Origin of the sequence: Blastomonas natatoria (genome assembly GCF_003201955.1) — a bacterium.
Lineage (GTDB): Bacteria > Pseudomonadota > Alphaproteobacteria > Sphingomonadales > Sphingomonadaceae > Blastomonas > Blastomonas natatoria.
This window is the reverse complement of the sequence record NZ_QJJM01000001.1, coordinates 403,178-425,739: the sequence shown is the minus strand read 5'-3', so window position 1 is coordinate 425,739 and position 22,562 is coordinate 403,178. Positions and strand designations below refer to the sequence as shown.

At 65.4% G+C, this 22,562-nt stretch carries 19 protein-coding genes, 1 tRNA gene and 1 riboswitch; of the genes, 7 read left to right on the top strand and 13 right to left on the bottom strand.

Features of this window, described 5'->3' with window-relative positions:
* Position 1: 1 nt before the first annotated feature.
* The 9 genes from bluB to C7451_RS02160 are packed head-to-tail and all read right to left on the bottom strand — an operon-like array spanning position 2 to position 9,170.
* A complete protein-coding gene (bluB, locus tag C7451_RS02200; protein ID WP_110297313.1) occupies positions 2-640 on the bottom strand; it encodes a 5,6-dimethylbenzimidazole synthase in 639 nt (212 codons plus the stop codon).
* Positions 637-2,094, bottom strand: a complete 1,458-nt coding sequence (locus C7451_RS02195) for a cobyric acid synthase (protein WP_110297312.1) — start codon at positions 2,092-2,094, stop codon at positions 637-639. The genes bluB and C7451_RS02195 overlap by 4 nt, the downstream gene beginning before the upstream one ends.
* The gene (cbiB, locus tag C7451_RS02190; protein ID WP_110297311.1) at positions 2,082-3,008 is read right to left on the bottom strand and encodes an adenosylcobinamide-phosphate synthase CbiB; all 927 of its coding nucleotides are present in this window, start codon (positions 3,006-3,008) and stop codon (positions 2,082-2,084) included. Before cbiB ends, C7451_RS02195 begins: the two co-directional genes overlap by 13 nt.
* Positions 3,005-3,787 (bottom strand): ABC transporter ATP-binding protein, encoded by a 783-nt coding sequence (locus tag C7451_RS02185; RefSeq protein ID WP_110297310.1) that lies wholly within the window; start codon positions 3,785-3,787, stop codon positions 3,005-3,007. Before C7451_RS02185 ends, cbiB begins: the two co-directional genes overlap by 4 nt.
* Entirely contained in the window at positions 3,784-4,701 is a 918-nt protein-coding gene (locus C7451_RS02180) for a FecCD family ABC transporter permease (protein ID WP_110297436.1), read from the bottom strand. Before C7451_RS02180 ends, C7451_RS02185 begins: the two co-directional genes overlap by 4 nt.
* A 50-nt stretch (positions 4,702-4,751) precedes the next feature.
* Positions 4,752-5,594, bottom strand: coding sequence for an ABC transporter substrate-binding protein (locus tag C7451_RS02175; protein WP_110297309.1), 843 nt, complete (start codon positions 5,592-5,594; stop codon positions 4,752-4,754).
* A complete protein-coding gene (cobO, locus tag C7451_RS02170) occupies positions 5,591-6,202 on the bottom strand; it encodes a cob(I)yrinic acid a,c-diamide adenosyltransferase (protein ID WP_110297308.1) in 612 nt (203 codons plus the stop codon). The genes C7451_RS02175 and cobO overlap by 4 nt, the downstream gene beginning before the upstream one ends.
* Positions 6,199-7,230 (bottom strand): aminotransferase class I/II-fold pyridoxal phosphate-dependent enzyme, encoded by a 1,032-nt coding sequence (locus tag C7451_RS02165; protein ID WP_110297307.1) that lies wholly within the window; start codon positions 7,228-7,230, stop codon positions 6,199-6,201. Before C7451_RS02165 ends, cobO begins: the two co-directional genes overlap by 4 nt.
* Entirely contained in the window at positions 7,230-9,170 is a 1,941-nt protein-coding gene (locus C7451_RS02160; protein WP_110297306.1) for a TonB-dependent receptor plug domain-containing protein, read from the bottom strand. Before C7451_RS02160 ends, C7451_RS02165 begins: the two co-directional genes overlap by 1 nt.
* 143 nt (positions 9,171-9,313) lie before the next feature.
* Positions 9,314-9,516: riboswitch (cobalamin riboswitch) on the bottom strand.
* Positions 9,517-9,557: 41 nt separating this feature from the next.
* Here C7451_RS02160 and cobU point away from each other — a divergent pair.
* Entirely contained in the window at positions 9,558-10,064 is a 507-nt protein-coding gene (cobU, locus tag C7451_RS02155; protein WP_244181490.1) for a bifunctional adenosylcobinamide kinase/adenosylcobinamide-phosphate guanylyltransferase, read from the top strand.
* A 196-nt stretch (positions 10,065-10,260) separates the two neighbouring features.
* Here cobU and C7451_RS02150 read toward each other — a convergent pair.
* The 4 genes from C7451_RS02150 to mutY form a co-directional block, all read right to left on the bottom strand.
* Positions 10,261-10,334 (bottom strand) — tRNA-Gly (locus C7451_RS02150).
* Positions 10,335-10,427: 93 nt separating this feature from the next.
* The gene (nudC, locus tag C7451_RS02145; RefSeq protein ID WP_110297305.1) at positions 10,428-11,312 is read right to left on the bottom strand and encodes an NAD(+) diphosphatase; all 885 of its coding nucleotides are present in this window, start codon (positions 11,310-11,312) and stop codon (positions 10,428-10,430) included.
* Positions 11,313-11,334: 22 nt separating this feature from the next.
* The gene (locus C7451_RS02140; RefSeq protein WP_110297304.1) at positions 11,335-12,633 is read right to left on the bottom strand and encodes a serine hydrolase domain-containing protein; all 1,299 of its coding nucleotides are present in this window, start codon (positions 12,631-12,633) and stop codon (positions 11,335-11,337) included.
* Positions 12,634-12,678: 45 nt separating this feature from the next.
* A complete protein-coding gene (gene mutY, locus C7451_RS02135; RefSeq protein ID WP_110297303.1) occupies positions 12,679-13,779 on the bottom strand; it encodes an A/G-specific adenine glycosylase in 1,101 nt (366 codons plus the stop codon).
* A 14-nt stretch (positions 13,780-13,793) separates the two neighbouring features.
* Between mutY and C7451_RS02130 the strand changes: the two genes are divergently transcribed.
* The 6 genes from C7451_RS02130 to C7451_RS02105 all read left to right on the top strand — a co-directional run bounded on the left by C7451_RS02130 (position 13,794) and on the right by C7451_RS02105 (position 22,521).
* Positions 13,794-14,456 (top strand): DUF721 domain-containing protein, encoded by a 663-nt coding sequence (locus C7451_RS02130; RefSeq protein WP_110297302.1) that lies wholly within the window; start codon positions 13,794-13,796, stop codon positions 14,454-14,456.
* Positions 14,456-15,178: a thioredoxin domain-containing protein gene (locus C7451_RS02125; protein WP_110297301.1), complete on the top strand. Its 723-nt coding sequence runs from the start codon at positions 14,456-14,458 to the stop codon at positions 15,176-15,178. Before C7451_RS02130 ends, C7451_RS02125 begins: the two co-directional genes overlap by 1 nt.
* Before the next feature lie 74 nt (positions 15,179-15,252).
* Positions 15,253-15,999 (top strand): thioredoxin domain-containing protein, encoded by a 747-nt coding sequence (locus C7451_RS02120; protein ID WP_110297434.1) that lies wholly within the window; start codon positions 15,253-15,255, stop codon positions 15,997-15,999.
* Positions 16,000-16,109: 110 nt separating this feature from the next.
* Complete coding sequence (gene smc, locus C7451_RS02115) at positions 16,110-19,553, top strand: chromosome segregation protein SMC (protein ID WP_110297433.1); 3,444 nt, start codon at positions 16,110-16,112, stop codon at positions 19,551-19,553.
* Positions 19,554-19,789: 236 nt separating this feature from the next.
* Entirely contained in the window at positions 19,790-20,230 is a 441-nt protein-coding gene (locus tag C7451_RS02110; RefSeq protein ID WP_110297300.1) for a hypothetical protein, read from the top strand.
* On the top strand, positions 20,230-22,521 hold the full coding sequence (locus tag C7451_RS02105) for an adenylate/guanylate cyclase domain-containing protein (RefSeq protein ID WP_244181488.1): 2,292 nt from the start codon (positions 20,230-20,232) through the stop codon (positions 22,519-22,521). Before C7451_RS02110 ends, C7451_RS02105 begins: the two co-directional genes overlap by 1 nt.
* Positions 22,522-22,562: the final 41 nt, after the last annotated feature.

Sequence of the window (22,562 nt, the reverse complement as noted above, 5' to 3'; positions counted from 1 at the left end):
GTCAGCGCACCAGTCGGGTCGTGGCAGGGTCGAGCCGCTCTTGCCAGCCATGCCGGACGAGCTCTGGGGTTTCGGTCTCGCGCTCGGGATAGCCGAGGCACAGCAGGGCGACAAATCGCCAGTGCGCTGGCACATCGAGCAACATGTTCAGCCCCTCGGGATCGATGATCGACACCCAGCCAAGCCCAATGCCTTGCGCGCGCGCGGCGAGCCAGAGCGTGTGCACCGCCGTCACCACCGACCAGCACAAGGTTTCGGGCATCGTCGCACGGCCCAGGCCATGGCCGGCACTGTCGTGCTCGTCGCAGAACACCGCAACAATCTCCGGCGCCTCGCGAAGGCCGTGCAGCTTGAGGCCATCATACAGCGCCTTGCGCTGCCCGTCATAGGCCCCGCCCGCCGCCCGTTTTTCCGCGTCGACCTGTTGAGCGAGCGCATTGCGGCGGTCGGACGAGAGGATGTGCACGAACCGCCAGGGCTGCGCATTGCCCACCGAGGGCCCGCCGCACGCGGTATCGAGCAGTCGGTCGAGCATGCCATCTGGCAGCGGCCGTGCCTGAAAATGCCGGACATCGCGCCGCCATGCCAGCAGCTGGTCCAGCGATGCACGAAAGGTCGCATCGAACACCGGTCCGGTCATGCCCGATACCCCGCGATCGCCAGCAACCGATCGATATCGACATGCGCTTCCAGATCGGCTGCGAGCGCATCAAGCGCCTGATCGACCCGATGGCCCTGCGCGATGCCATCGCTCTGCGCGCCCAGGCGCGCCAGCCACGCCCCGCGCTGTGCGGGATGATCGAACAGCCGGTGGATATAGCATCCCGCAATCCTGCCATCGTGGCTGACGGCACCGTCCATCGCTCCATCGGCCAGCCGCAGCAACGGCTGCACATGGGACAACGCGCGCGTCTGGCCGACATGGATTTCATAGCCCGCAAAAGGCTGGCCATCGCGAATGCTGTTGCCGGTCACCTCGATCACGCGCTTGTCCCCGGTGAGCCGTGTCGTCACCGGCAGAAGGCCAAGCCCGGTTACGGTTCCGGCCATTCCCTCGACGCCATCGGGATCTTCTATCGTTTGCCCCAGCATCTGATAGCCACCGCAGATGCCAAGCACGGCGCCACCGCGCCGGACATGCGCGGCGATATCGATGTCCCAGCCCTGCGCGCGCAGAAAGGCGAGGTCGGCGATCGTCGCCTTGGTACCGGGCAGGATGATCAGCGCCGCATCGCCGGGCAAGGGTTGTCCCGGCGGCACCATCATCAGACGCACGCCGGGCTCATGCGCCAAGGGATCGAAATCATCGAAATTGGCGATCCGCGATAGCATCGGCACCGCGATGGTGATCGCGCCGTCGCTGGTCGCGGCTGTGTCCAGCACCACCGCATCCTCGGCGGGCAGCTGCCGCGCCGCAGCGAGCCACGGGATAACGCCCAGCCCCGGCCAACCGGTGCGGCGTTCGATCTCGGCATAGCCCTTATCGAAAAGCCTCACGTCGCCGCGAAACTTGTTGATCAGAAAGCCCCGGATCATCGCGGCGTCCTCGGCATCGATCACGGCCTTCGTCCCGACGATCGAGGCGATCACTCCGCCCCGGTCGATGTCGCCGATCAGCACCACCGGAACGCCTGCGGCCCGCGCAAAACCCATATTGGCGATGTCGCCAGCGCGCAGGTTGATCTCTGCCGGACTGCCCGCGCCTTCCACGATGACGATATCGGCTGCAGCGGTCAGCCGCTGCCAGGATTGCAGCACCTTGCCAAGCAACTCGCCCTTGCGATGCTGGTAATCCGCCGCACCCAGAGTGCCGACGACCTTGCCGTGGACCACCAGCTGCGCGCCGGTATCCGACTGCGGCTTGATCAGCACCGGGTTCATGTCCACGTTGGGCGCGGCCCGGCAGGCGACTGCCTGCAGCGCCTGTGCCCGGCCTATCTCCCCGCCTTCAGCGACCGCCGCGTTGTTCGACATGTTCTGCGGCTTGAACGGCAGCACCTTCAGCCCACGATTGGCGAGCAACCGGCACAGCCCCGCAACGAGCACCGACTTGCCGACATCCGACCCCGTACCCTGCAACATCACAGCAGCCATGCCAGACCTCCTACGCCAATCCAGAGCAGCAGGCACGCCCGGCGATAGACCCACAGCCCCCGCTTGAGATCCCCAGCAGCAGGGGCCGGGCCATCGCCCAGCCAGGCACGGTCCGCCGCTTCGCCATCATAGCGCACCGGACCGCCCAGCCTTCGCCCGAGCACACCCGCCATGGCCGCTTCCGGCCAGCCACCATTGGGCGAGGCATGATGGCGGGCATCGCGCAGCATGACGCGCCATCCGCCCCCGCCCGCCATGCACAGCAGCACGCCGGACATCCGGGCGGGGATCCAGTTCACCAGATCATCGGTGCGCGCGGCCGCCCAGCCGAAATGGCGATATCGTGTGTCGCGGTGGCCGATCATCGAATCGGCTGTATTGACCACCTTGCAGACCATCAGGCCGGGCAGGCCTGCGACGAGAAACCAGAGCGCCGGCGCGACAATGCCATCGCAGAGGCTTTCGGCGAGGCTTTCGATCGCGGCGACCGCGATGCCCTGTTCGCCGAGCGTATCGGTGTCGCGCCCCACGATCATGGCGACCGCCGCGCGCGCTTCCGCCAGATCGCCGCGCAGCAAGGGCGCAGCGACCGCGCGGACATGGTCGTCCAGACTGCGCTGCGCCAGGCCCGTCGTCGCGAGCAGGATCACCACTGCAACGGCGATACTGTCTCCGGCCAGACGCTCCAGGCCCCAGCCAACGGCAGCAGCAATCCCTGCGATCAGTACCAGCAGGCAAAGCCCCATTGCTTTGCGACGCACGGCGCTGCCCGCATTCCAACGCCGTTCGAGCGCCGCGATGGCCGCGCCGGTCCACATCACCGGATGGCCGATGGCTGCCAGCAGCGGCGCGGGATAGCCGATCGCCGCCTCGCCGATCAGTGCCAGCAGCAGCTGTTCCGGCCGCGCGATCATGCGTGGTGCGCCATCGGCATGGTCACGATGAACGGCACCCCGCCGGGCGTCGTCCCGATCTGCCCGGCGACACCATAGGTTTCCGCAATCCGTTCCGGTGTCAGAACTTCGGCGGGCGCACCCTGCGCCACGGTGCGACCATCGCGAAGCAGCAGGATTTCATCGGCCACCTGGATAGCGTGATTGAGATCGTGCAGCACCACGATCACGCCTGCACCGCCGCGCGCGACATCGCGCAGGCAAGCCAGCGTATCCAGCTGATGCGCGGGATCGAGATTGGCCAGCGGCTCATCGGCAAGCAGCCATTGCGGTTCGCCCGCCAGGACACGCGCCAGCAGCACCCGCGCCCTCTCGCCGCCCGACAGCGCAGCCATTGGGCGGGTCGCGAACCGGGTGACGTCGGTCGCCGCCATGGCGCGCGCGACGGCGGCACGATCCTGCTGCGTTTCTCCCCAGCGCGCGCGGTGCGGATAGCGGCCCAGCCCTACCAGTGTCGCAACATCGACGTCCCAATGCACGTCGCCACCCTGCGGCAGCAGACCGATCTGCCTTGCGAGCTCGCGCATGCCCAGCGTCTGGCGCGGTCGGGCGCCGACAAGCACCTGCCCGGCATCAGGCGCAAGCAAGCCCGCGAGGCACCCGAGGAGCGTCGATTTTCCCGCCCCATTCGGGCCCAGCACCGCGGTCACGCGTCCGGGCGAGAAGACCGCACTGACACTGTCCAGCACCGGCCGACCGCCCCGGGCAAGCGTCAGGTGATCGACGGCGAGCCCGCTCATGCCAGCCTCCGGCGCATGCGCATCAACAGGATCAGGAAGAACGGCCCGCCCAGCATCGACATGGCAATCCCCAGCCGCAATTCGCTGACCGTCGGAATGGCCCGCACCAGGCTGTCGGCAAGCAGCAGCAGCAGCGCACCTGCCAGCGCGGACGGCAGCATGACCGCCGAAGGCCGGTTACCCACCAACGGACGGACGAGATGCGGCACGATCAGCCCGACAAATCCGATGATCCCCGCCGTTGCCACCGATGCGCCGACGCACAGCGCAACGCCGACCACGATCAGCAGCTGCAGCCGCCGCGGATCGACCCCCATCGAGCGGGCGGCGGATTCGCCCAGGGTCAGCGCATCGAGCGTGCGCCCGGTAAGACCCAGCAGCACGCATCCCAGCGCCAGCAGCGGCAGCGCCAGGTGCACATCATCCCAGCTGCGATCGGTCAGCGCGCCCATCAGCCAGGTGACGATCTGCGAGGTCGCAAAGGGTGTCGGCGCAAGGCTGATCGCAAGCGCGGTCATCGACCCCGCGACACTCGAGAGGATCACACCGGCGAGCGTGAACACGACGATGCTGCCCGATCGGCCGACCAGCACCGCGAGCAGCGCCATGGTGATCGCAGCGCCGGTCAGCGCGAACATCGGCAGCAGCCAGGGCGCGGCGGCATAGCCGAAATAGAGCGAGATCACCGCCCCCAGTGCCGCGCCCGACGACACGCCGAACAGCCCGGGATCGGCAAGCGGGTTGCGCAGATAGCCCTGCATCGCCGCGCCGGACAGGCCCAGGCCCGCGCCAACCATGGCTGCAAGGACCGTGCGCGGCAGGCGCAGCTCGGCGATGATCGGCCAGCGCGGATCGGCGTGCACCCAGGCGTCGAGCGGGATCCACACCTTGCCCGCGATCAGCGACAACAGCATGGCTGCAGCAATCGCGGCGACCAACCCGATGTTGATAGCGAGCGACCGGTTCACAAGGCGCGCCTGATCGTCGCAAGATGCCCCACCGCGTCGATGATCGTCGGGCCGCCGCAATGCAGTAGCCGCTCGGGATAGCGGCGCACCGCGATGGTCTGCTTCAGACCCGCCAGCACCGGATGGCCCAGCATGCGGTCGCTGCGATCTTCCGCTCCGACGGACAGCAGCACTTCGGGCGGCCGCACGACCAGATGCTCGAGCGGAAGCACATCCCAGCGCTTGAGGCCATAATCGGCGCTCATGTTGCGAAAGCCGGTCCGTCTTAGCAGCTCGCTCGCCAGTGTCCCCTCACCCGGCACCAGACCGCCGCCTTGCCAGATCAGGGCCGCAGGCGCCGAACCAGGCTGCGCCGATGCTGCGCGAACGGCCACATCGATCCGCGCCACCAGCGCCTCGCCGCGCCGGGGCTGACGGACCGCAGCTGCGATCGTCCGGATCTGCCCCCTGCTTTCGGCGATGCTTTCGGGAACACCAATCTGGATCAGCTTGATGTTCATGCGCTGCAGCGCCGCGATGGTCGCTGGCGCAACATGCGCTCCGGCGATCACGATATCGGGCGCGCGCGCCACCACCTCTTCGGCTGTGCCCGAGGTTGCGGCAAAGCGCCGCGCCTGATCGAGCGGGATCGAGGTCGCATGCGGGTCCTGCGAATAATGGCTGATCGCGGCGATCTGCCCAGGGCTGGCCACCTGCATCAGCACCGCATCGACGCAGGGGTTGATCGAGACCACACGCGGCAGAGCCTGTGTTTTCGGACGTTGCGTCAATCGATCTGCCGCTTGCGACGCGCAGCCCGCGATCGCCAGCCCCAGCAACAAGGCGAAGGCGCGGATCAATATTCGACGCCCTTCTGCGCCTTGAACCCGGCATGATAGGGATGCTTCACCTCGCCGAATTCGGTCACCAGATCGGCAATCTGGATCAGCTCGGGCTTCGCACTTCTGCCGGTAATGCAGATATGCTTGGTCAACGGACGATCCTTCAGGAACGCGACAATCTCGTCGATCGGCAGCGTATCCTGCCGAAGCACGATGTTGAGCTCGTCGAGGATGATGAAGTCATAATCCGGATCGAGGATCAGCTCCTTCGACCGCTCCCACGCGGCGCGCGCAGCCTCGATATCGCGGGCGCGGTCCTGCGTGTCCCAGGTGAAGCCTTCGCCCATCACCTCGAAGGTCAGCAGGTCGGGATTGGCCTGGAAGAAATTCTTCTCGCCGGTTTCCCAGCTCCCTTTGACATATTGGACAATGCCGACCTTCATCCCCCAGCCCAGCGAGCGTATGGCCATGCCGAAGGCAGACGAGGACTTGCCCTTGCCGTTACCGGTGTGAACGATCAGCAGCCCGCGCTCGAGCGTGCGCCGTGCCTGCATCCGCTCGCGTGCGGCCTGAACCCGCTTCATCCGCGCATTGTGGCGGGCAAAATCCTGCTCGGTCTCGGTCATTGCGTCCTCCAGATGACAAGGGCCTCATCCAGTCTGGCCCAATCGTTTTCATCGCGCGGCAGGCCGATCCGCAGCCAGCAGGGCTCGTAATCGAACGGGCGCGTCAGCACGCCAGCCTCTGCCAGATGAACGAAAAGGCGATCGCGGTGCTCGGCTGATGCCAAAACGAAAAACGGCGTCTGGCCGACGATATCGATGCCATTGCGGGTCAAAAGCGCGGCCAGCCGCTGCGATGCTGTGGCCAACCGCGCGCGCTGCGCCCCGTGCCAGGCCGTGTCGCGATAGGCTGCCAGGCCTGTCGCCAACGCCGGGCCGGAGACAGGCCAGTCGCCCATCAGCGCGCGCAGGTCGGATATGATGGCAGGCGGTGCGATGACAAAGCCCAGTCGCAATCCAGCCAGCCCGAAGAACTTTCCGAACGATCGCAACACGATCAGCCCCGGCCAGCCGCGCCCCGCCAGGCTGCAGGCCGGATCGGCATCGGCAAATGCCTCATCGACGAGCAGATGGCCGCCGCGCGCGGACATTGTCAGGCTGGCCCATTCCAGCAGCAGAGGGTCGGCCACAATGCCATCGGGGTTGTTGGGGCGGGCCAGCACCAGCACGTCATGGGTCGGCGCGATGCTCGTGATCTCTTCTGCCGTGCAGGCCATGGCCTCATGCCCACCCCACATGGCCGCATGGCCCGAATAGCCGGGCCGGACGATGGCGGGACGAAAGACGAAAGACCGCCGGCCCAGTAACAGTCCCAGCAGCCGCATGGCGAGATCGCTACCCGGCACCGCGACCACGCGCGCAGGGTCAGCCCCGAAAAAGCCGGCGGCCGCCGCTTCGAGCGCCGAAAGCGCGGCAGGATCAGGCAATTCTGCCGCTGATTGGGCTGATGCGGCAGCCTGATAGGACCAAGGCGCGATGCCGGTGGACAGGTCGGTCCACCGGTCCATGCGCGGAAAGGCGGCCTGGGCCATGCCGATGCGTCCGCCGTGGCGGGCAAAGTCATCGATCAAGGCCGACGCCGCCTGTGCCATCAATAGGTCAGCCGCACGCCGGCATAGCCCGCACGGCCGGGCGAACCATAGCGGAACACCGTTTCATAACGTTCGTCGAAAAGGTTCTCGACGCGCCCATAGATTTCTACGCGGTCGGTCAGCGGGAACGAGGCGCGCAGGTCCGCCAGCACATAGCCTTCGACCTTGCGGCTGTTATTGGCATTGTCGAAATTCGCGCCGACATGGGTCAGCGTGACTCCGGTCTCCAGCCCGAAGCTCCAGCGATAGTCGATCAGGGCGGTCACGCTGTGCTGCGGACGGCGGACCAGCTGGCGTCCGAAATTGGCATTGCCGGGCGAGCGGTTGGTGGCGTCGGTATAGGTATAGTTGGCCTGCAGCCGGAGTGCATCGACCGGCTGCATCATCAGGCCGATCTCGACCCCTTCCGCGCGCGCCCTTGAGACATTGTCATAGGTGCCCGAAGGACGGCCCGCGCAGATGCCGGTGCGCGGCAGCGGGCACGAGATGAAGATGATCAGGTCATCGGATGTGCGGCGGAAATAGGTGGCGCTGGCCTGCAACCTTCCGTCGACCATATCCTGCGTGATGCCAGCGTCCCAGCCTTTCGACCGTTCCGGCTGCAACAGCTGGTTGCCGAAATCGCTCTGCAGCTGGAACAGCGAGGGTGCCTTGAACCCTTCGGCATAGCTGGCGCGCAGGGTCGTCCCGGTCTGGCTGTTCGCGTAGACGCCGCTGGCGCCAAAGGTCGTTGCTCCGCCGAACCGGTTGTGATCGTCATGCCGCACCCCGCCGGTGAGCGTCAGGCCGGTGAACGGGGTGGCGACGATCTGGGCATAGACGCTGTCGATCCGCGCGCGCCCGATCGAGGGCGCAGCGCCGAAGCTGCTGCTCGAAAAGCGCGAGGTCTCACGCTCCAGCCCGCCGGTCAGCTGCCAGCCCTCGGCGATATCGAAAATGCCCTGATACTCGATACGCTCGTTGCGGCCATGGCCGACAAACGTCTCGGCCGGCGCGCCATCCAGCGCGATATTGCGGCGGCGCGTATCGGTATAGGCATAGCCCAGACGGTTGCGGAAACGACCATCGAAAAATGCCGCATTCACGCCGGTATAGCCGACGAATTCGCGGGTGCGCGATTCCTCGTTCACATCGCCAAATGCAAAGCTCGGCGGCGGGAACCCATCTATGTTCACCCGACCTTCGGAATACCAGCCGCGTGCGTCGACCGAGATCGCATCGCTCAGGGCCAGGTTGAAATTGGCGTTGGCGCCGTAATTCTCGTAACCGTCCTTCTCGACGCCGCCGCGCGCTTCGCTGAATGCCGAGATGCCATCGGTGCGGAAATAGCCCCCGCCGACACTCGCCGAAAGCGGGCCGGCCTTGCCCGCAATATTGCCGACCAGCTGGCCGGTATCGCGATAGCCATATTCACCCCTCAGGTTGACGCTCAAGTCTTCGGTCGGCTGGCGGGTAATCATGTTGATCACCCCGCCGATTGCCTGGCTGCCCCAGAGCACGGAAGAAGGGCCGCGCAGCACTTCGATCCGCTCGATATTGCCGATCAGCAGGTTGCCGAAGTTGAACCCGCCGCCGGGCGAAGACGGGTCGTTGAGCTTGATGCCATCGACCAGAGCCACCGTCTGGTCGCTTTCCGCGCCGCGGATGAATACCGATGTCGATGTGCCCACGCCGCCGTTACGGGTGATGCTGACACCGGGGACGGTGCGCAGAATGTCGGCGACCGCCTGAGTCTGCCGCCGCTCGATCTCGGCGGAATCGATGACGGTGATCGACTGGCCGACGCGCTCGATCGGCTGTGCGGTGCGGTTGGCGGTGACGACGATCACCGGTTCGCGTTGGCTTGCCTCGGCAAGCGTGTCCTGCGCCATCGCGGCAGCGGAAAGGCTGCCGCAGAACGCAGACGCGGAAATGGTAACTTTCAGAATTGGAGCAGGCATGTCTATCCCCTGTCAAACAACAAGGGGGCACGCGCGCCGATGGCACGACACAGCTGTCGCAGGCATGTCACCCACGCGCGAACCCCGACCGATGTCGTCACGCGAGGATGAACCTCGATCACGCTGAACACCCCGTCCGCGCAAAGGACCGACCGCGTCAGGCAGGTCTCCTGGCTCCCGGGTCGTCACGAGCGCTCCACCTTCCCAGGTGCATGGCACCCAGTGGCATAAGGAGCGACCGCTATCCGGTCACAGTTGCGGGGACAGCCGCGGATTACAGGGCTTTACCCTGCTTCCGCGTTCCCTATTAATCCCATCTCTGGGAACCTGTCGCTTCGCCGCATTATTGCGAGTGAAAACGCTTTGCAAGGGAAATGGACGGATGCGGTGCTGACATTCATCACGGGCGGCGCGCGCTCGGGCAAGAGCGCGCGAGCGCAATCCCTGGCCGAAAGCCATGAGGGCGAACTTGTCTATCTGGCGACCGCGCAGGCCTTTGATGACGAGATGGCGGACCGGATCGCCCGTCACCAGAAGGATCGCGGACCGCGCTGGCACACCGTCGAATGCCCCGTCGATCTGCCGGAAGCCATCGCACGCGAAGCAGGCACAAGTCGGGTACTGCTCGTCGATTGCCTGACATTGTGGACGAGCAATCTGCTGCTGAGCGGGACCGATTTCACCGCAGCGTCGCAACGTCTGACAGATGCGCTTGCGAGTGCCCCGTCGCCGATCATTCTGGTGAGCAATGAAGTTGGGATGGGCATCGTTCCCGACAATGCCCTGGCCCGCCAGTTCCGCGACATGGCAGGCCGTCTGAACCAGAACATCGCCGCCATCGCGGATCGCGCCGAATTGGTGATTGCCGGGCTTGTGGTCCCGCTCAAAGGCTGATCCACCCAGCGGCTGCCTCCGGTGACCACTCCACAACCAGCGCAATGGCGCGTTTTCCGATGTCGGGACAGAATCGGCGGCCCTATGCGATAGATTTATCGACATTTTCTCGAAGACCGGGTGCCAGGTAAGGCAACTCGAGAAACACTGGAAACCAGCTAAAAACTGGGTGCTGTCCGGTCTGACAATGAGACCCTGGAGCGGGTAGCGGGAATCGAACCCGCATAGCCAGCTTGGAAGGCTGGAGCTTTACCACTAAGCTATACCCGCGCACTTGCGCCGCATCGGCGTGGTCCGGCGCACATGCCACCGGACGCGGGGCGCGTCAATATCTGCTTTATTCGCCAACGACAGTCTGCGGCCCTATTGCTGGGAAAGCCAGTGTTTCAGCAGATCGTGCGCAATCGCAAACGGCGGCGGCGCGATGAAGGGGGCACTTTCGTCTCCTGCCATGGCGGCGCGGACTTCATCCGCACTGAACCAGCCGGCTTCCTCGATTTCCGTGGTGTCGAGCGTCAGCTCGTCGCTCAGCGCCTCGCTGGTGCAAGCAATCATCAGCGATGAGGGGAAAGGCCAGGGCTGGCTGGCGAGATAGCGCACATTCTTCACGCGCACACCGGCCTCTTCCCAAAGCTCGCGCGCGACCGCCTCCTCGATGCTTTCGCCCGGCTCGACAAAACCTGCGAGCGCGGAGAATCGGCGCGGCGGAAAGCGCGGCTGGCGACCGAGCAGCACCTTGCCCTGATATTCCGAGAGCATGATCGTGACCGGATCGACGCGCGGAAAATGCTCCGCTCCGCAACCGGTACAGGTGCGCGACCAGCCGCCCTTGCTCATCGCGCTGCCCACGCCGCACAGCGAACAGAAACGATGCCGGGCATGCCAGTCGACTAGCGTTCGTGCGCCGCCATAGAGCGCCAGCTCGTCGCCGGGCAAGCCAGCCAGCATCTGCCAGACGCGCGGGTTATAGTGCAGGCCCGAACCCCTTTCGCCTGGCTTGAGCTCGGCAAAATGGGCCTTCTCGTCGATCAGGCCCAGGAAGATCAGCTCGCTGTCCGGAGCGGCATCGGCCAGGCTTCGCCAGACGAGCCTTCCTTCGAAATCGACCTCTGGCTCCAGCCCGTTGAGGCTGAGCAGCCGGGCCTTCCAATTCATGTATCCGGCCAGCCGGTCTGCATCGACCCGCACCTGATCGGCACGGTCGATGCGGTTTCCAGTCAGCGCCGGAGCGATGAGCGACAGACTCATGTGAATGCCCCCGGGTCTTCGCTCAACCCATCGCCTGAAGCTGTTCGGCGATCATCTTGGGGAACTCACGCTGGAAGGGATAGGTGTCGGAAGGCATGTACTGGGTATAGCCCGATGCGCGGATACCGCGGACATGATCGACAAAGGCCACGGTTCCGGCTGCGCCGCCCCAGCCATATGTGCCGACCGGCCCCTTATCATTGCCCAGCCCCACCCGGCCGCCCGCGCCGAAGCCCGATCCGTCCGCCATGGTGCCCTTGGTTTCGACGCCCGGCGGCAACAGGTTCGACATCCCCATCAGCGCGGCCTGTTCAGACATGATGCGGGTGCCGTTCAACTGCCCCTTGCCGACAAGCATGGCAAGGAAGCGATCATAATCGGCCGCACTGCTGACCAGCCCTGCCCCGCCGAACGGGAAGGCCGGCGGCACTGTGAAGATGCTGTCCTGCGCCGGGTCGATCGGGATCAGCGCGCCGGCAAAGGGCGCATAATTGGTGCTGAGCCGGGGCACCGCGGTTTGCGGCACGGTGAAGTAGCTGCTCGTCATGCCCAGCGGATCGAACATGTTCTTCTTCAGAAACGCGCCGAATTCCATGCCCGATGCAATCTGGATGACATAGCCGAGCAGATCGAGGCCAATCGAATAGCTCCAGACGGTGCCGGGTTCGGCGATCAACGGCAGCGACGCGACGCGGCGTGCGAACTCGTCGATTGCCGGGGTGGGCGCGGGCATCGGGAAACCGGGTATCGGCGTCTTGCTGACTGCGGCAGGATTGATGCCGAGCTTGTTATATTCCTCGAGCAGCGGCCCCTTGGTAATGATGTTATAGCCCAGCCCCGCAGTGTGGGTCATCAGGTGCCGCGGCGTGATCAGCGTCCTGGCCGGCACCGATTCGAGATTCTTGGCAGGATCGGTAAGCACCTTCATCTGCGCGAATTCGGGGATGAAATCGGCGATCGGCTGATCGAGCTTTAGCTTGCCCTGATCGACCAGCATCATCGCGGCCATGCCGGTGATCGGCTTGGTCATCGAATAGACTCGCCACAGCGAATCCGCATCGACCGGGGTCGGAATGTCGAGCGCCAGATTGCCCGCGCCGATCAGCGCAGCAGGCTGCGCGCCGAAGCCGAGCGACACCAGCATGCCCGCCACCTTCCTGGTCGCGACATAGTCTTCCACCTGCTTGCGGATCAGGCCGAAATCACCAGCAGCCATCGCACGGGCATATCCCGGCATCGCGGCAAACAGGCCGAGCAGACCCGCCGAGCCCAGCAGGTGACGGCGGCTCATCTGCGGCATCTGGCTCAAAAGCTTTGACATAGAATTCTCCCGTTGATCGGATCTGCGCCCTTGGCCAGTCCGGCTTTATCGATGCTGAATGGCGACAGTCGCCGCCTTGGCGAACAGCGTTGGAAGCCCCGCTTCCGCAATTTGTTCCACCGGCCACCAGATGCCATTCAGGTTTTCAATGGCAACCTTATCGATTTGAGGGCCGCGATAAAGGGCCAATGCGAGCTCAAGCGAAAAATGCGTGAACACATGACCGACGGCCGCCTCGATGACCTGCCACTGGCCGGTCACGGGCGGTTCGGCATGGCCATCGGCCCGTGCCGACCAGCCATCATCGGGCAACGCGCGCATTCCGCCCAGCATTCCCTTGCCCGGACGCTGGACCAGCAGAACCTGGCCGTCCAGTTCGATCCACCAGGCGGTACCCGTACGTTGCGGCTTGGCCTTTCTGGGCGGCTTGATCGGCAAGGCTTCGGCCATGCCCGCGGCCCTTGCCGCGCAATGCGATGCCAGGGGACATATCAGACAGGAAGGATTGCGCACCGTGCAGATCGTGGCCCCCAGGTCCATCATGGCCTGGGCAAAATCGCCAGGACGCTCACGCGGCGTGATCCGGGCGGTGCAGGTGCGGATTTCGGGCCGCGCTGCGGGCAGCGGCGTAGCAATCGCGAACAGCCGCGCGACTACCCGCTCGACATTGGCATCGACGACAGCAGCGGGTTCGTCAAACGCGATCGCGGCGATGGCCGCAGCGGTATAGTCACCCACGCCCGGCAGCGCAAGCAGGCCAGCCTCTGTCTGCGGGAACTGCCCGCCATGGGCGCCAGCGACGGCGCGCGCGCATGCGATCAGATTGCGGGCACGGGCGTAATAGCCGAGCCCTGCCCAGGCGGCGAGCACATCCTCTTCGGGAGCGGCAGCCAGCGCCTCCACCGTCGGCCAGCGGTCAGTGAAGCGCTGGAAATAGCCGGTGACGGCAGCGACCGTGGTCTGCTGCAGCATCACTTCGGACAACCAGACGCGATAGGGGTCCAAGCCAGCCCCTGCCCTGCGCGCCGCAGGAGAAATCCGCCAGGGCAGATCGCGGGCATGGACGTCGTAATGCGCCAGCAGCGCTGACGAAATGGCGCTGCCGACCGGTTCATCCACAATTGCATCGCGACACTCGACGGACATGGGGCGGCTATGCCATGGTCGCCCGCGAAATGGAAAGCGATAAGCCTGTCACCACCCGGTCGCGCAAGCCGGCCCAGCCTGCATCGCCGCACAGGCGGTCGCGCGGCGGCGAGGCGCGCGGCATTGCAGATCTGATCCCCGCCATCGGCGACACCAGCTTTCGCAAGTTCGGCTTCATCCAGAGCTCGCTGGTCACCCGCTGGGCCGAGATTGCCGGACCCCGCTATGCCGCGATGGCCAGCCCCGAATCGATCGCCTTTGCACGCGGAAAGAAGGCCGACGGGACGCTGCACCTGGTCGTGACGAGCGCGACCGCGATCTTCATGCAGCATGCCGAGCCCGAGATCATCGAGCGGGTAAACCGGTTCTTCGGTTATGCGGCGGTTGGCCGGGTGCGCTATCGGCACGGCACGCTGACCGCCCCCCGGCGGCCAGAGCCGCGACCTGCCGCACCGCCATCGCTCAAGCCCATCAGCATTGCGCCTGCGGACGGGCTGAAGCCGATTGCCGATAGCGAATTGCAGACCGTGCTGGAATCGCTGGCGCGCAGCCTCGAGGAAAAGGAGGCACGCGAGGCTGCTGCGAGGGTTCCCCGGACAGCCCCGGTTCAGCTAAGAAGCGACAATTTCAAACCCGTGCGCCTGTTTGCGCCGCCATCTGACGACGAGGTTCATTGATGCCTGCGCCCCTGCGCTTTCTGCCTGCCCTTTCCGCCCTTGCCCTTGCAACTGCCACGGCGCTGTTCGCCGTTGCCCCGGGCCAGGCGCAAAAGGCCGCCGCACCTTCCGACTGGTCCGAGCGCGTGAGCCAGAGCCAGGTCGGTGGCCACGTCAAGGGCAATCCCGCAGCCACGCAGAAGGTTGTGGAATATATGAGCTATACCTGCCCGCATTGTGCGGCATTCGAACAGGATTCGAACCCCGCGCTGGCCGATGGTTTCATCGCAAAGGGCAAGACCAGCCTGGAGGTCCGCAACTTCGTGCGCGATCCGGTAGATCTGACCGTTGCCCTGCTCGCGCGATGCGGCGAGCCGCGCAGCTTCTTCCGTCGCCACAAGGGCCTGCTCGCCAGCCAGCGCACCTGGCTGGGCAAGGCAGGCAGCCTGGGCCGTGAAGGCCAGGCCGCCTGGTATCAGGGCGACAATGACAGCCGGCTCAAGCGCATTGCAAGCGACCTTGACCTTTACGACGAGCTGCGTCGCCACTCGCCTCTGGCCACCAACGCGCAGATAGACGCCTGCCTCACCAACAAGGCCGAACAGGCCAAGGTGCTGGCAATGACCAAGTTCGCGACCGAGACGGTGAAGGTTCAGGGTACGCCCAGCTTCACGCTCAATGGCAAGCTGCTGGCAGACGTCTATGACTGGAAAAGTCTGGAACCGCAGCTGGCCAGCCGCTAGAGCGAGCCGTTCGAGATTGCTGACCCGCACGGGTCGAACCTGCCCCTGTTGTGGATGACAAGGACCAAGCCTGTATGAAGCGTTTTGCCAGCCTGATCGCCCTGCCCCTGATGCTGTCCGTTGCTGCCTGCAGCGGCGAAGCCGAAAAGGGTGCGGAAAGTGCCACCTCGGGCGAGCCGATTGCCGCCATCCCTGCACCTGCCGGCAAGAACTGGACCGAGACGGTGACCAAGACCGACAAGGGCTATTATGTCCTCGGCAATCCCGATGCGCCGATCAAGCTGGTCGAATATGCCTCGCTCACCTGCAGCCATTGCGCCGAATTTGCCGAGCAGGCCTTCGAAACCATCCGCGACAAATATGTTGCGAGCGGCCGGGTCAGCTTCGAGATGCGCAATTATGTGCGCGAACCGCTCGATCTGACCGCGTCGATGCTGACCCGCTGCGGCCCCAATGAAAGCTATTTCGCGCTGACCGAGCAGGTCCTCGCCAATCAGGCGGATATCTTCACCAAGGCACAGGCCATGGGCCAGCAGCGTTTCGAAGCCGCGCTCGCCATGCCCGACAACCAGCGCTTCGTCGCGCTTGCCGACGGTACCGGACTGATCGATTTCTTCGCCCAGCGGGGCATCTCGCGCGATCAGGCGATGCAGTGCCTGACCAATGTCGACACCGCTCGCGCGCTGGCAGACAACACCAATACCGCCACGAAGGAAGACGATATCCAGGGCACCCCGACCTTCTTCCTCAATGGCCGCAAGGTGGAGTTTACCGGCTGGCCGGCGCTCGAAACCGAAATCCAGGCCTTGGGGGCACGCTGACCCCACGTCCGGAAAGGGGTTGAATGAACCACGGGGGGATGATTGCTGGCGGTATCGATCAGAGGGAGGCTTCTGATGCTGCCGCCGGTGCGCCCGCCTTCAACGCCCCGATGCGGTTCAAGCGGCTGAAGCTCAGCGGTTTCAAGAGCTTTGTCGAGCCTGCCGAACTGCGGATCGAACCGGGGCTGACCGGCATCGTAGGCCCCAATGGCTGCGGCAAGTCCAACCTGCTCGAGGCAATCCGCTGGGTGATGGGCGAAAGCTCCGCCAAGTCGATGCGCGGCGGCGGCATGGAGGACGTGATCTTCGCCGGCACCGCCACCCGGCCAGCACGCAATTTCGCAGAGGTCTCGCTGCTCACCGAAGTGAGCCAGCCAGTGCTCGCCGCCGTCTCGGTCGAGGATGGCGAACTCGAGGTCGTCCGGCGGATCGAACGCGGCGCAGGCAGCGCCTATCGCGCCAATGGCCGCGATGTGCGGGCCAAGGACGTCGCCCTGCTCTTCGCCGATGCCGCCACCGGAGCCCATAGTCCCGCCCTGGTCAGCCAGGGGCGGATCGCGGCGGTCATCTCTGCCCGACCGGTCGAACGGCGGCAGATGCTCGAGGAAGCGGCGGGGATTGCCGGGCTGCACGTGCGGCGCAAGGACGCGGAACAGAAGCTGCGCGCAACCGAAGCGAATCTGGAACGGCTGCAGCAGGTGCTGACCGACATGGAAGCGCGCGCCGCCAGTCTGTCGAGGCAGGCCAGGGCGGCGGAGCGCTATCGTGCATTGAGCCAGCAGATCACGGTGGCCGAGGCGCGTGCGCTGTTCGCCCGCTGGCGCACCGCTGCCGAGGCGGCGAAGCGGGCTCGTGCGGAAGCCTCGGCGGCAGAGGCCGCTGTGGCCGAGGCACAGGCCGCGCAGAACGAGGCTCAGGTCAGCCAGCGTGCGGCCATCGAAGCACTGGCCGAAACCCGCGCCGGGCTGCAATCGGCGCGCGACGCCGCGCAGGATCTGGCGTTCCGGCTGTCGACGATGACCGCAGAGCGGGATGCCGCCGTCCAGCGCCTCGCCGATCTCGACCGGCAGCAGACGCGCATCGCCGAAGACAGCGCACGCGAGGATCGGCTCACGCACGATGCCACCGCGGCGCTCGAAAGGCTGGAGGCCGAAAATGCCCGCGTTCAGGCCGATCTCGCGGCGGAGGAAGCGCGCGGGCCGGTGCTGGCGCATGCACAGGACAATGCCGAACGCGCGGTCCGCGAGGCCGAACTGGCGCTGGCCGAGGCGCGCGCCGAACTCGCCCGCACCGATGCCGATATCAAGGTCGCCGATGCCGCGCTCGCCACGGCGCTGGCTCGCAACCGCCGCGCCGATGAGGAATTGCAGCGGACACGGACACAGCTGGCCGGGCTGGGCGATGCGGCCGAACTGGCGCGGCTGCGCGACGAGGCGCTTGCCGAATGCGCGCAGGCAGCCGAAGCCAAGGCAAAGGCAGGAGCTGCACTCGCCGAGGCGCAAGCCAATCGCGACGCTGTCGTTCCAATGCGCGACGCGGCCCAGAGCGAGCTTGCGACGCTGCGCGCCGAGCTGAATGCGATGACCCGCGAGATCGACGCGCTTGCCCGCGATCTTGCGAAAAAGGCCGGCGGCGGCGAGCGCGCTCTCGAACAGGTCGAGGCGGACAAGGGATTTGAAAAGGCTCTCGCCGCCGCCCTGGGGGATGACCTTAGCGCGCCGATTGCCGAGGCCAGGGGCGATGGGCGCTTCTGGACCGGGGCCGATATGCCCGCCAGTCGCCCTGCCCTGCCCGATGGCTGCGCCTGGCTTGCGGACCACGTTCGCGCGCCTGAGGCACTGGCCGCACGACTGTCGCTGGTGATCGTTGCACAGGCGGATGACGAGCAGCCGCTTGTGCCGGGTATGCGGCTGGTCACACGCGATGGCCGCGTGCGCCGATGGGATGGGTTTGTTTCGAGCGGCGACGGAGCGGCTGCCGCCGAACGGCTCGAGCGGCGCACCCGATTGACCGAGCTTGAACGTGCGCAGCCTGCTCTGGCTGACCGGCTTGGGACGGCAGAGGCTGCAATGGCGCAAGCACAGCAGCAATTGGCAGACCTGCAGGCGCGGATTGCAGAGCATAGCCGCGCATTGGGCGCTGCCGACGCCGCCGAACGCCAGGCGTTGCGCGATCGCGACCAGACCGAGCACGCATTGCAGCGCGATGCCGAACGGCGCGACGATCTCGCCGAGCGAATCGAGCGTCTGGCAGCCGACGCCGACGCCGCAGTACAGGATCGCCAGGCCGCCGAAGCCGCGCGCGCAATGCTGCCCGATGGTACGGCGCAGCGCGAACAGGTGACGCTGCTGGGCGAGCGCAACCAGACGGCACAGGCAGGGCTGCGCTCCGCAATGGCAGCGCTGGCGGCGCAAGCTCAGGCGGTTTCCGCGCTTCGCGAGCGGCGCGCGAGCGTGCGCGCCGAGATCAAGGGCTGGCAAGGCCGATCGGGCGAGGCCGCACAGCGGCTGCGCGAGATGCAGGTCCGCGCCGCCGAGCTGGCGCAGGAACGCGCTGGCATCGCCGACAAGCCCGAAAGGCTGGGGGAGAGGATCACCGCGCTCCAGGCATCGCTCGCCGAAGCACGTCAGGCGCAAGCTCTGGCCGAAGCGGCATCACACGCAGCGGAAAAAACACTGGCCGAGGCCGAGCGACTGGCCGCGACCGCCTCCGAGACGCTCGCCCTGACGCGCGAACAGCGCGCTGGCGCCAGCGCGCGCGCCGAGCACCAGGACCAGCGGCGCATCGAACTGGCGCAGGGCTGCGGCGAACGCTTTCAGTGCCCTCCCCCGCTTCTGCCCGAACGCTTTGCCTTCGATCCGGCTGGAATCGCGGCGGCCGAGAACGAGGCGGCCGAGCACGAGCGGTTGCAACAGGCACGCGAACGGCTGGGCGCGGTCAACCTGATCGCGGCAGACGAGCTCGCGTCGCTCGAAACCGAGATGGCAACGATCCGCGAGGAGCATGATGAGCTGGTGGAGGCGATCGCACGGCTGCGCGGATCGATCGGCGCGCTCAACCGCGAGGGCCGCCAGCGCCTGCTCGCCGCGTTCGAAACCGTGGACGGCCATTTCCGCACGCTGTTTTCGCGGCTGTTCAACGGCGGCAAGGCGCATCTGGAACTCATCGACAGCGACGATCCGCTGGAAGCCGGGCTCGAGATCATGGCTCAGCCGCCGGGCAAGCGGCTGTCGTCCCTGACGCTGCTGTCGGGGGGCGAACAGGCGCTGACCGCCGTAGCGCTCATTTTCGGCCTGTTCCTTACCAACCCAGCCCCGATCTGCGTGCTCGACGAGGTCGATGCCCCGCTCGACGATGCCAATATCGACCGGTTCTGCGACCTGCTCGATCACATGGCCGTGGTCACCGACACCCGCTATCTCATCGTCACCCACAATGCCGTGACGATGAGCCGCATGCACCGCCTGTTCGGGGTCACGATGATCGAGCGCGGAGTCAGCCGCCTGGTATCGGTCGATCTCGGCGGCGCGGAGCGGCTGCTGGCGACGGAATAGACCGGCAACAGGGCTTTCGCTCAGCCCCAACCCGGCGCGGGTGATCAGTCTGCTTCAACACCCGGTCGGAAATGGCGCCCAAGCTCAATCATCGGGACACCCGACTGAGCCAGAAACGCCCGCACAAGCTCGCATGCGCAATCAAGGACTATCGTCTGAGTTATGGCAAATGAACGGTTAACGTTGCATGCCTGATGCCGTTATCAATCGTATCAGCTTGGCGGGGACGATCGAACATGACACAGGCCAGCCCGGACGCGCTTTCCGAGATGCGCGCCGCCAACCTGCATCTGCAGGCGACGATCGATGGTTTGCGCCAGGCGCTGGAGACGGCCGCCCATGAAGCCGATCGGGCTGTCACCCGCGCCCGATCAGAAGAGGCCGCTCGGCTTGCTGACCTCACTGCCACCATCCAGCAGATGCGCGACGCCATGGAAGCGCAGCAGCGTGCCCATGACCAGGCGCTGCAGGCCGATCGTGCCGCGGCTCAGGCAGAGATTGCACAGCTCAAAGCCGGCATCGATGCGCTGCGACACACTCTCGATTCAGCGCGCACCGACGCCGAGCAGGCGCGCCTTTCGATGGAAGCCGATCATGCGCTGGAGCGCCAGGCACTGCACCAGCAGATCCAGGCGCTGCGCGACCGGCTGGAACAGACGATGCGGGAACAGGCCTGATGAGCGCGATGACTGAAACCCTTTCCCGGCCGATGACCGAGAGCCAGCGAGCGGCAGCGCTGCGCCGAACCGAGGTGCTGCTCGAAGTGACGCGCAAGTGCGCCACCATCACGCAGATCGACGGTGTCCTCGCCATGCTGGTCGAACTCACCTCGCGCGAGCTCAATTGCGATCGCGGCACGCTGTTTCTCAACGATCCCAAGACGGGCGAGCTGTATTCGCGCTTTGCCCAGGGCAGCCAGAGCCTGGAAATCCGCATTCTCAACACCTCGGGCATCGCAGGCCATGTCTTCCAGGCCGGTGAATCGCTGCTGGTCGAGGATGCCTATGCCGATCCGCGCTTCAACAGCACGGTCGACCAGCGCACCGGCTACAAGACGCGCAATATCATCTGCGTTCCCGTACGCACGCCGCTAGGACAGATCATCGGCGTCATGCAGAACATCAACAAGCACGATGGCAGCTTCACAGCCGATGACGTGACCCTGCTGGAAGAAATGACCAGCCAGGCGACTGTGTTCCTCCAGAGCCTGCAGTCCATCGAGGAAATCGAGCAGGTCCGCGCCAAGGAGCTCGCGTTCCTGTCGATGATCTCGGAAATCAGCTCCGAGGTCGATCTCACCCGGCTGCTCCAGCGCGTGGTCGCCGAAACGGTACGGATGTTCGAGGCCGAGCGCGCCACCATCTTCATCCATGACAAGGCAACCGACACGCTTTTCTCGCTGTTCTCGGCGGGCGGCAAGGTCAGCGAGATCCGCTTCCCGTCGGGCGTCGGCATCGCGGGCACCGTCTTCACCACCGGGCAGAGCCTCAACATTCCGCACGCCTATGCGGATCTGCGGTTCAACCCTTCTTTCGATCGGCAGACCGGCTTCTTCACCCGCTGCATCCTGTGCGTGCCGATCATCAACAAGCAGGGCGAAGTCATCGGCGTCACCCAGGTGCTGAACAAGAAGACCGGAGCGTTCACCGACAAGGACGAGCAGCAGCTCAAGACCTTTACCGGCCAGATCGCCATCGCACTCGAGAATTCCAAGCTGTTCGACGATGTGCAGCGGATGAAGCTGTACAATGAGTCCGTGCTGCAGAGCATGTCGAACGGCGTGCTGACGCTCGATCCGCTGGGCAAGATCATCACCTGCAACCAGGCCATCGAACGCATCTGGGCGTGCAAGGCGGCAGAGGTTCAGGGGCGGCTGCTCGCCGAGCTGCTCGACCAGCAGGGCGCCTGGATCATGGAGCGGATAGAGAAGGTGAAGGAGGAACGCAGCAGCGATGTCTTCCCCGACGCCGAGGTTGCGCTGGGAGGCGTCACCAAATCGGTTAACCTCACGATCATGCCGCTTGTGTCCGAAAGCGATGATTCCAAGCTGGGATCGATGCTGATGGTCGAGGACATCAGCAGCGAAAAGCGCATGAAATCAACCATGTCACGCTATATGGACCCCGTCATTGCGGCGCAGATGATGGACGACGACACGCTCGACCTGCTCGGCGGGGTCAGCGCCGAAGCGACCATCATGTTCACCGATGTGCGCGGGTTCACCACGATCACCGAGGAATATGGCGCGCAGGGCACCGTGTCCTTCCTCAATGAATATTTCAGCCTGATGGTCGACTGCATCACCGCGCAGGGCGGCATGCTCGACAAGTTCATCGGCGATGCGATCATGGCCTGTTTCGGTCTGCCCATGCCCCATGACGACGATCCGGACCGCGCCGCGCGCGCCGCGATCAACATGATCCGCACTCTGTGGGAATGGAATGCCCAGCGCCGCGACCGGGGCCTCAAGACCGTCGACATGGGAGTCGGCATCCATACCGACCATATCGTTTCGGGCAATATCGGCAGCCCCAAGCGCATGGATTATACCGTGATCGGCGATGGGGTGAACCTGGCCAGCCGGCTTGAAAGCGCGTGCAAGGCGTATTCCGCCCGGATTCTGGCGAGCGAGAACACCGTAGCGCGCTTCAATGGAACCTATCGGATGCGCGACATCGACCTGGTCGTGGTCAAGGGCAAGACCGCGCCGGTGCGCGTGTTCGAACTGCTCGACTATCACGACGCGCAGACCTTCCCGGCGATGCGCGATGTGCTCGGTCATTTCGAGGACGGGATTGTCGCCTATCGCGCCGCGCGCTGGGAAGAGGCAATCGCACGCTTCGAGAAATGCGTGTCGCTCAATCCCGGCGACGGCCTGTCGCGCACTTATGTCGATCGGTGCCGCATATTGCAGGCGACCCCGCCCCAAGGGGAATGGGACGGGGTCTGGGTGATGAAGGAAAAATAAGGCCCGCATATCCGGCGACGGCCTTGGGGATGGCCGCCGCC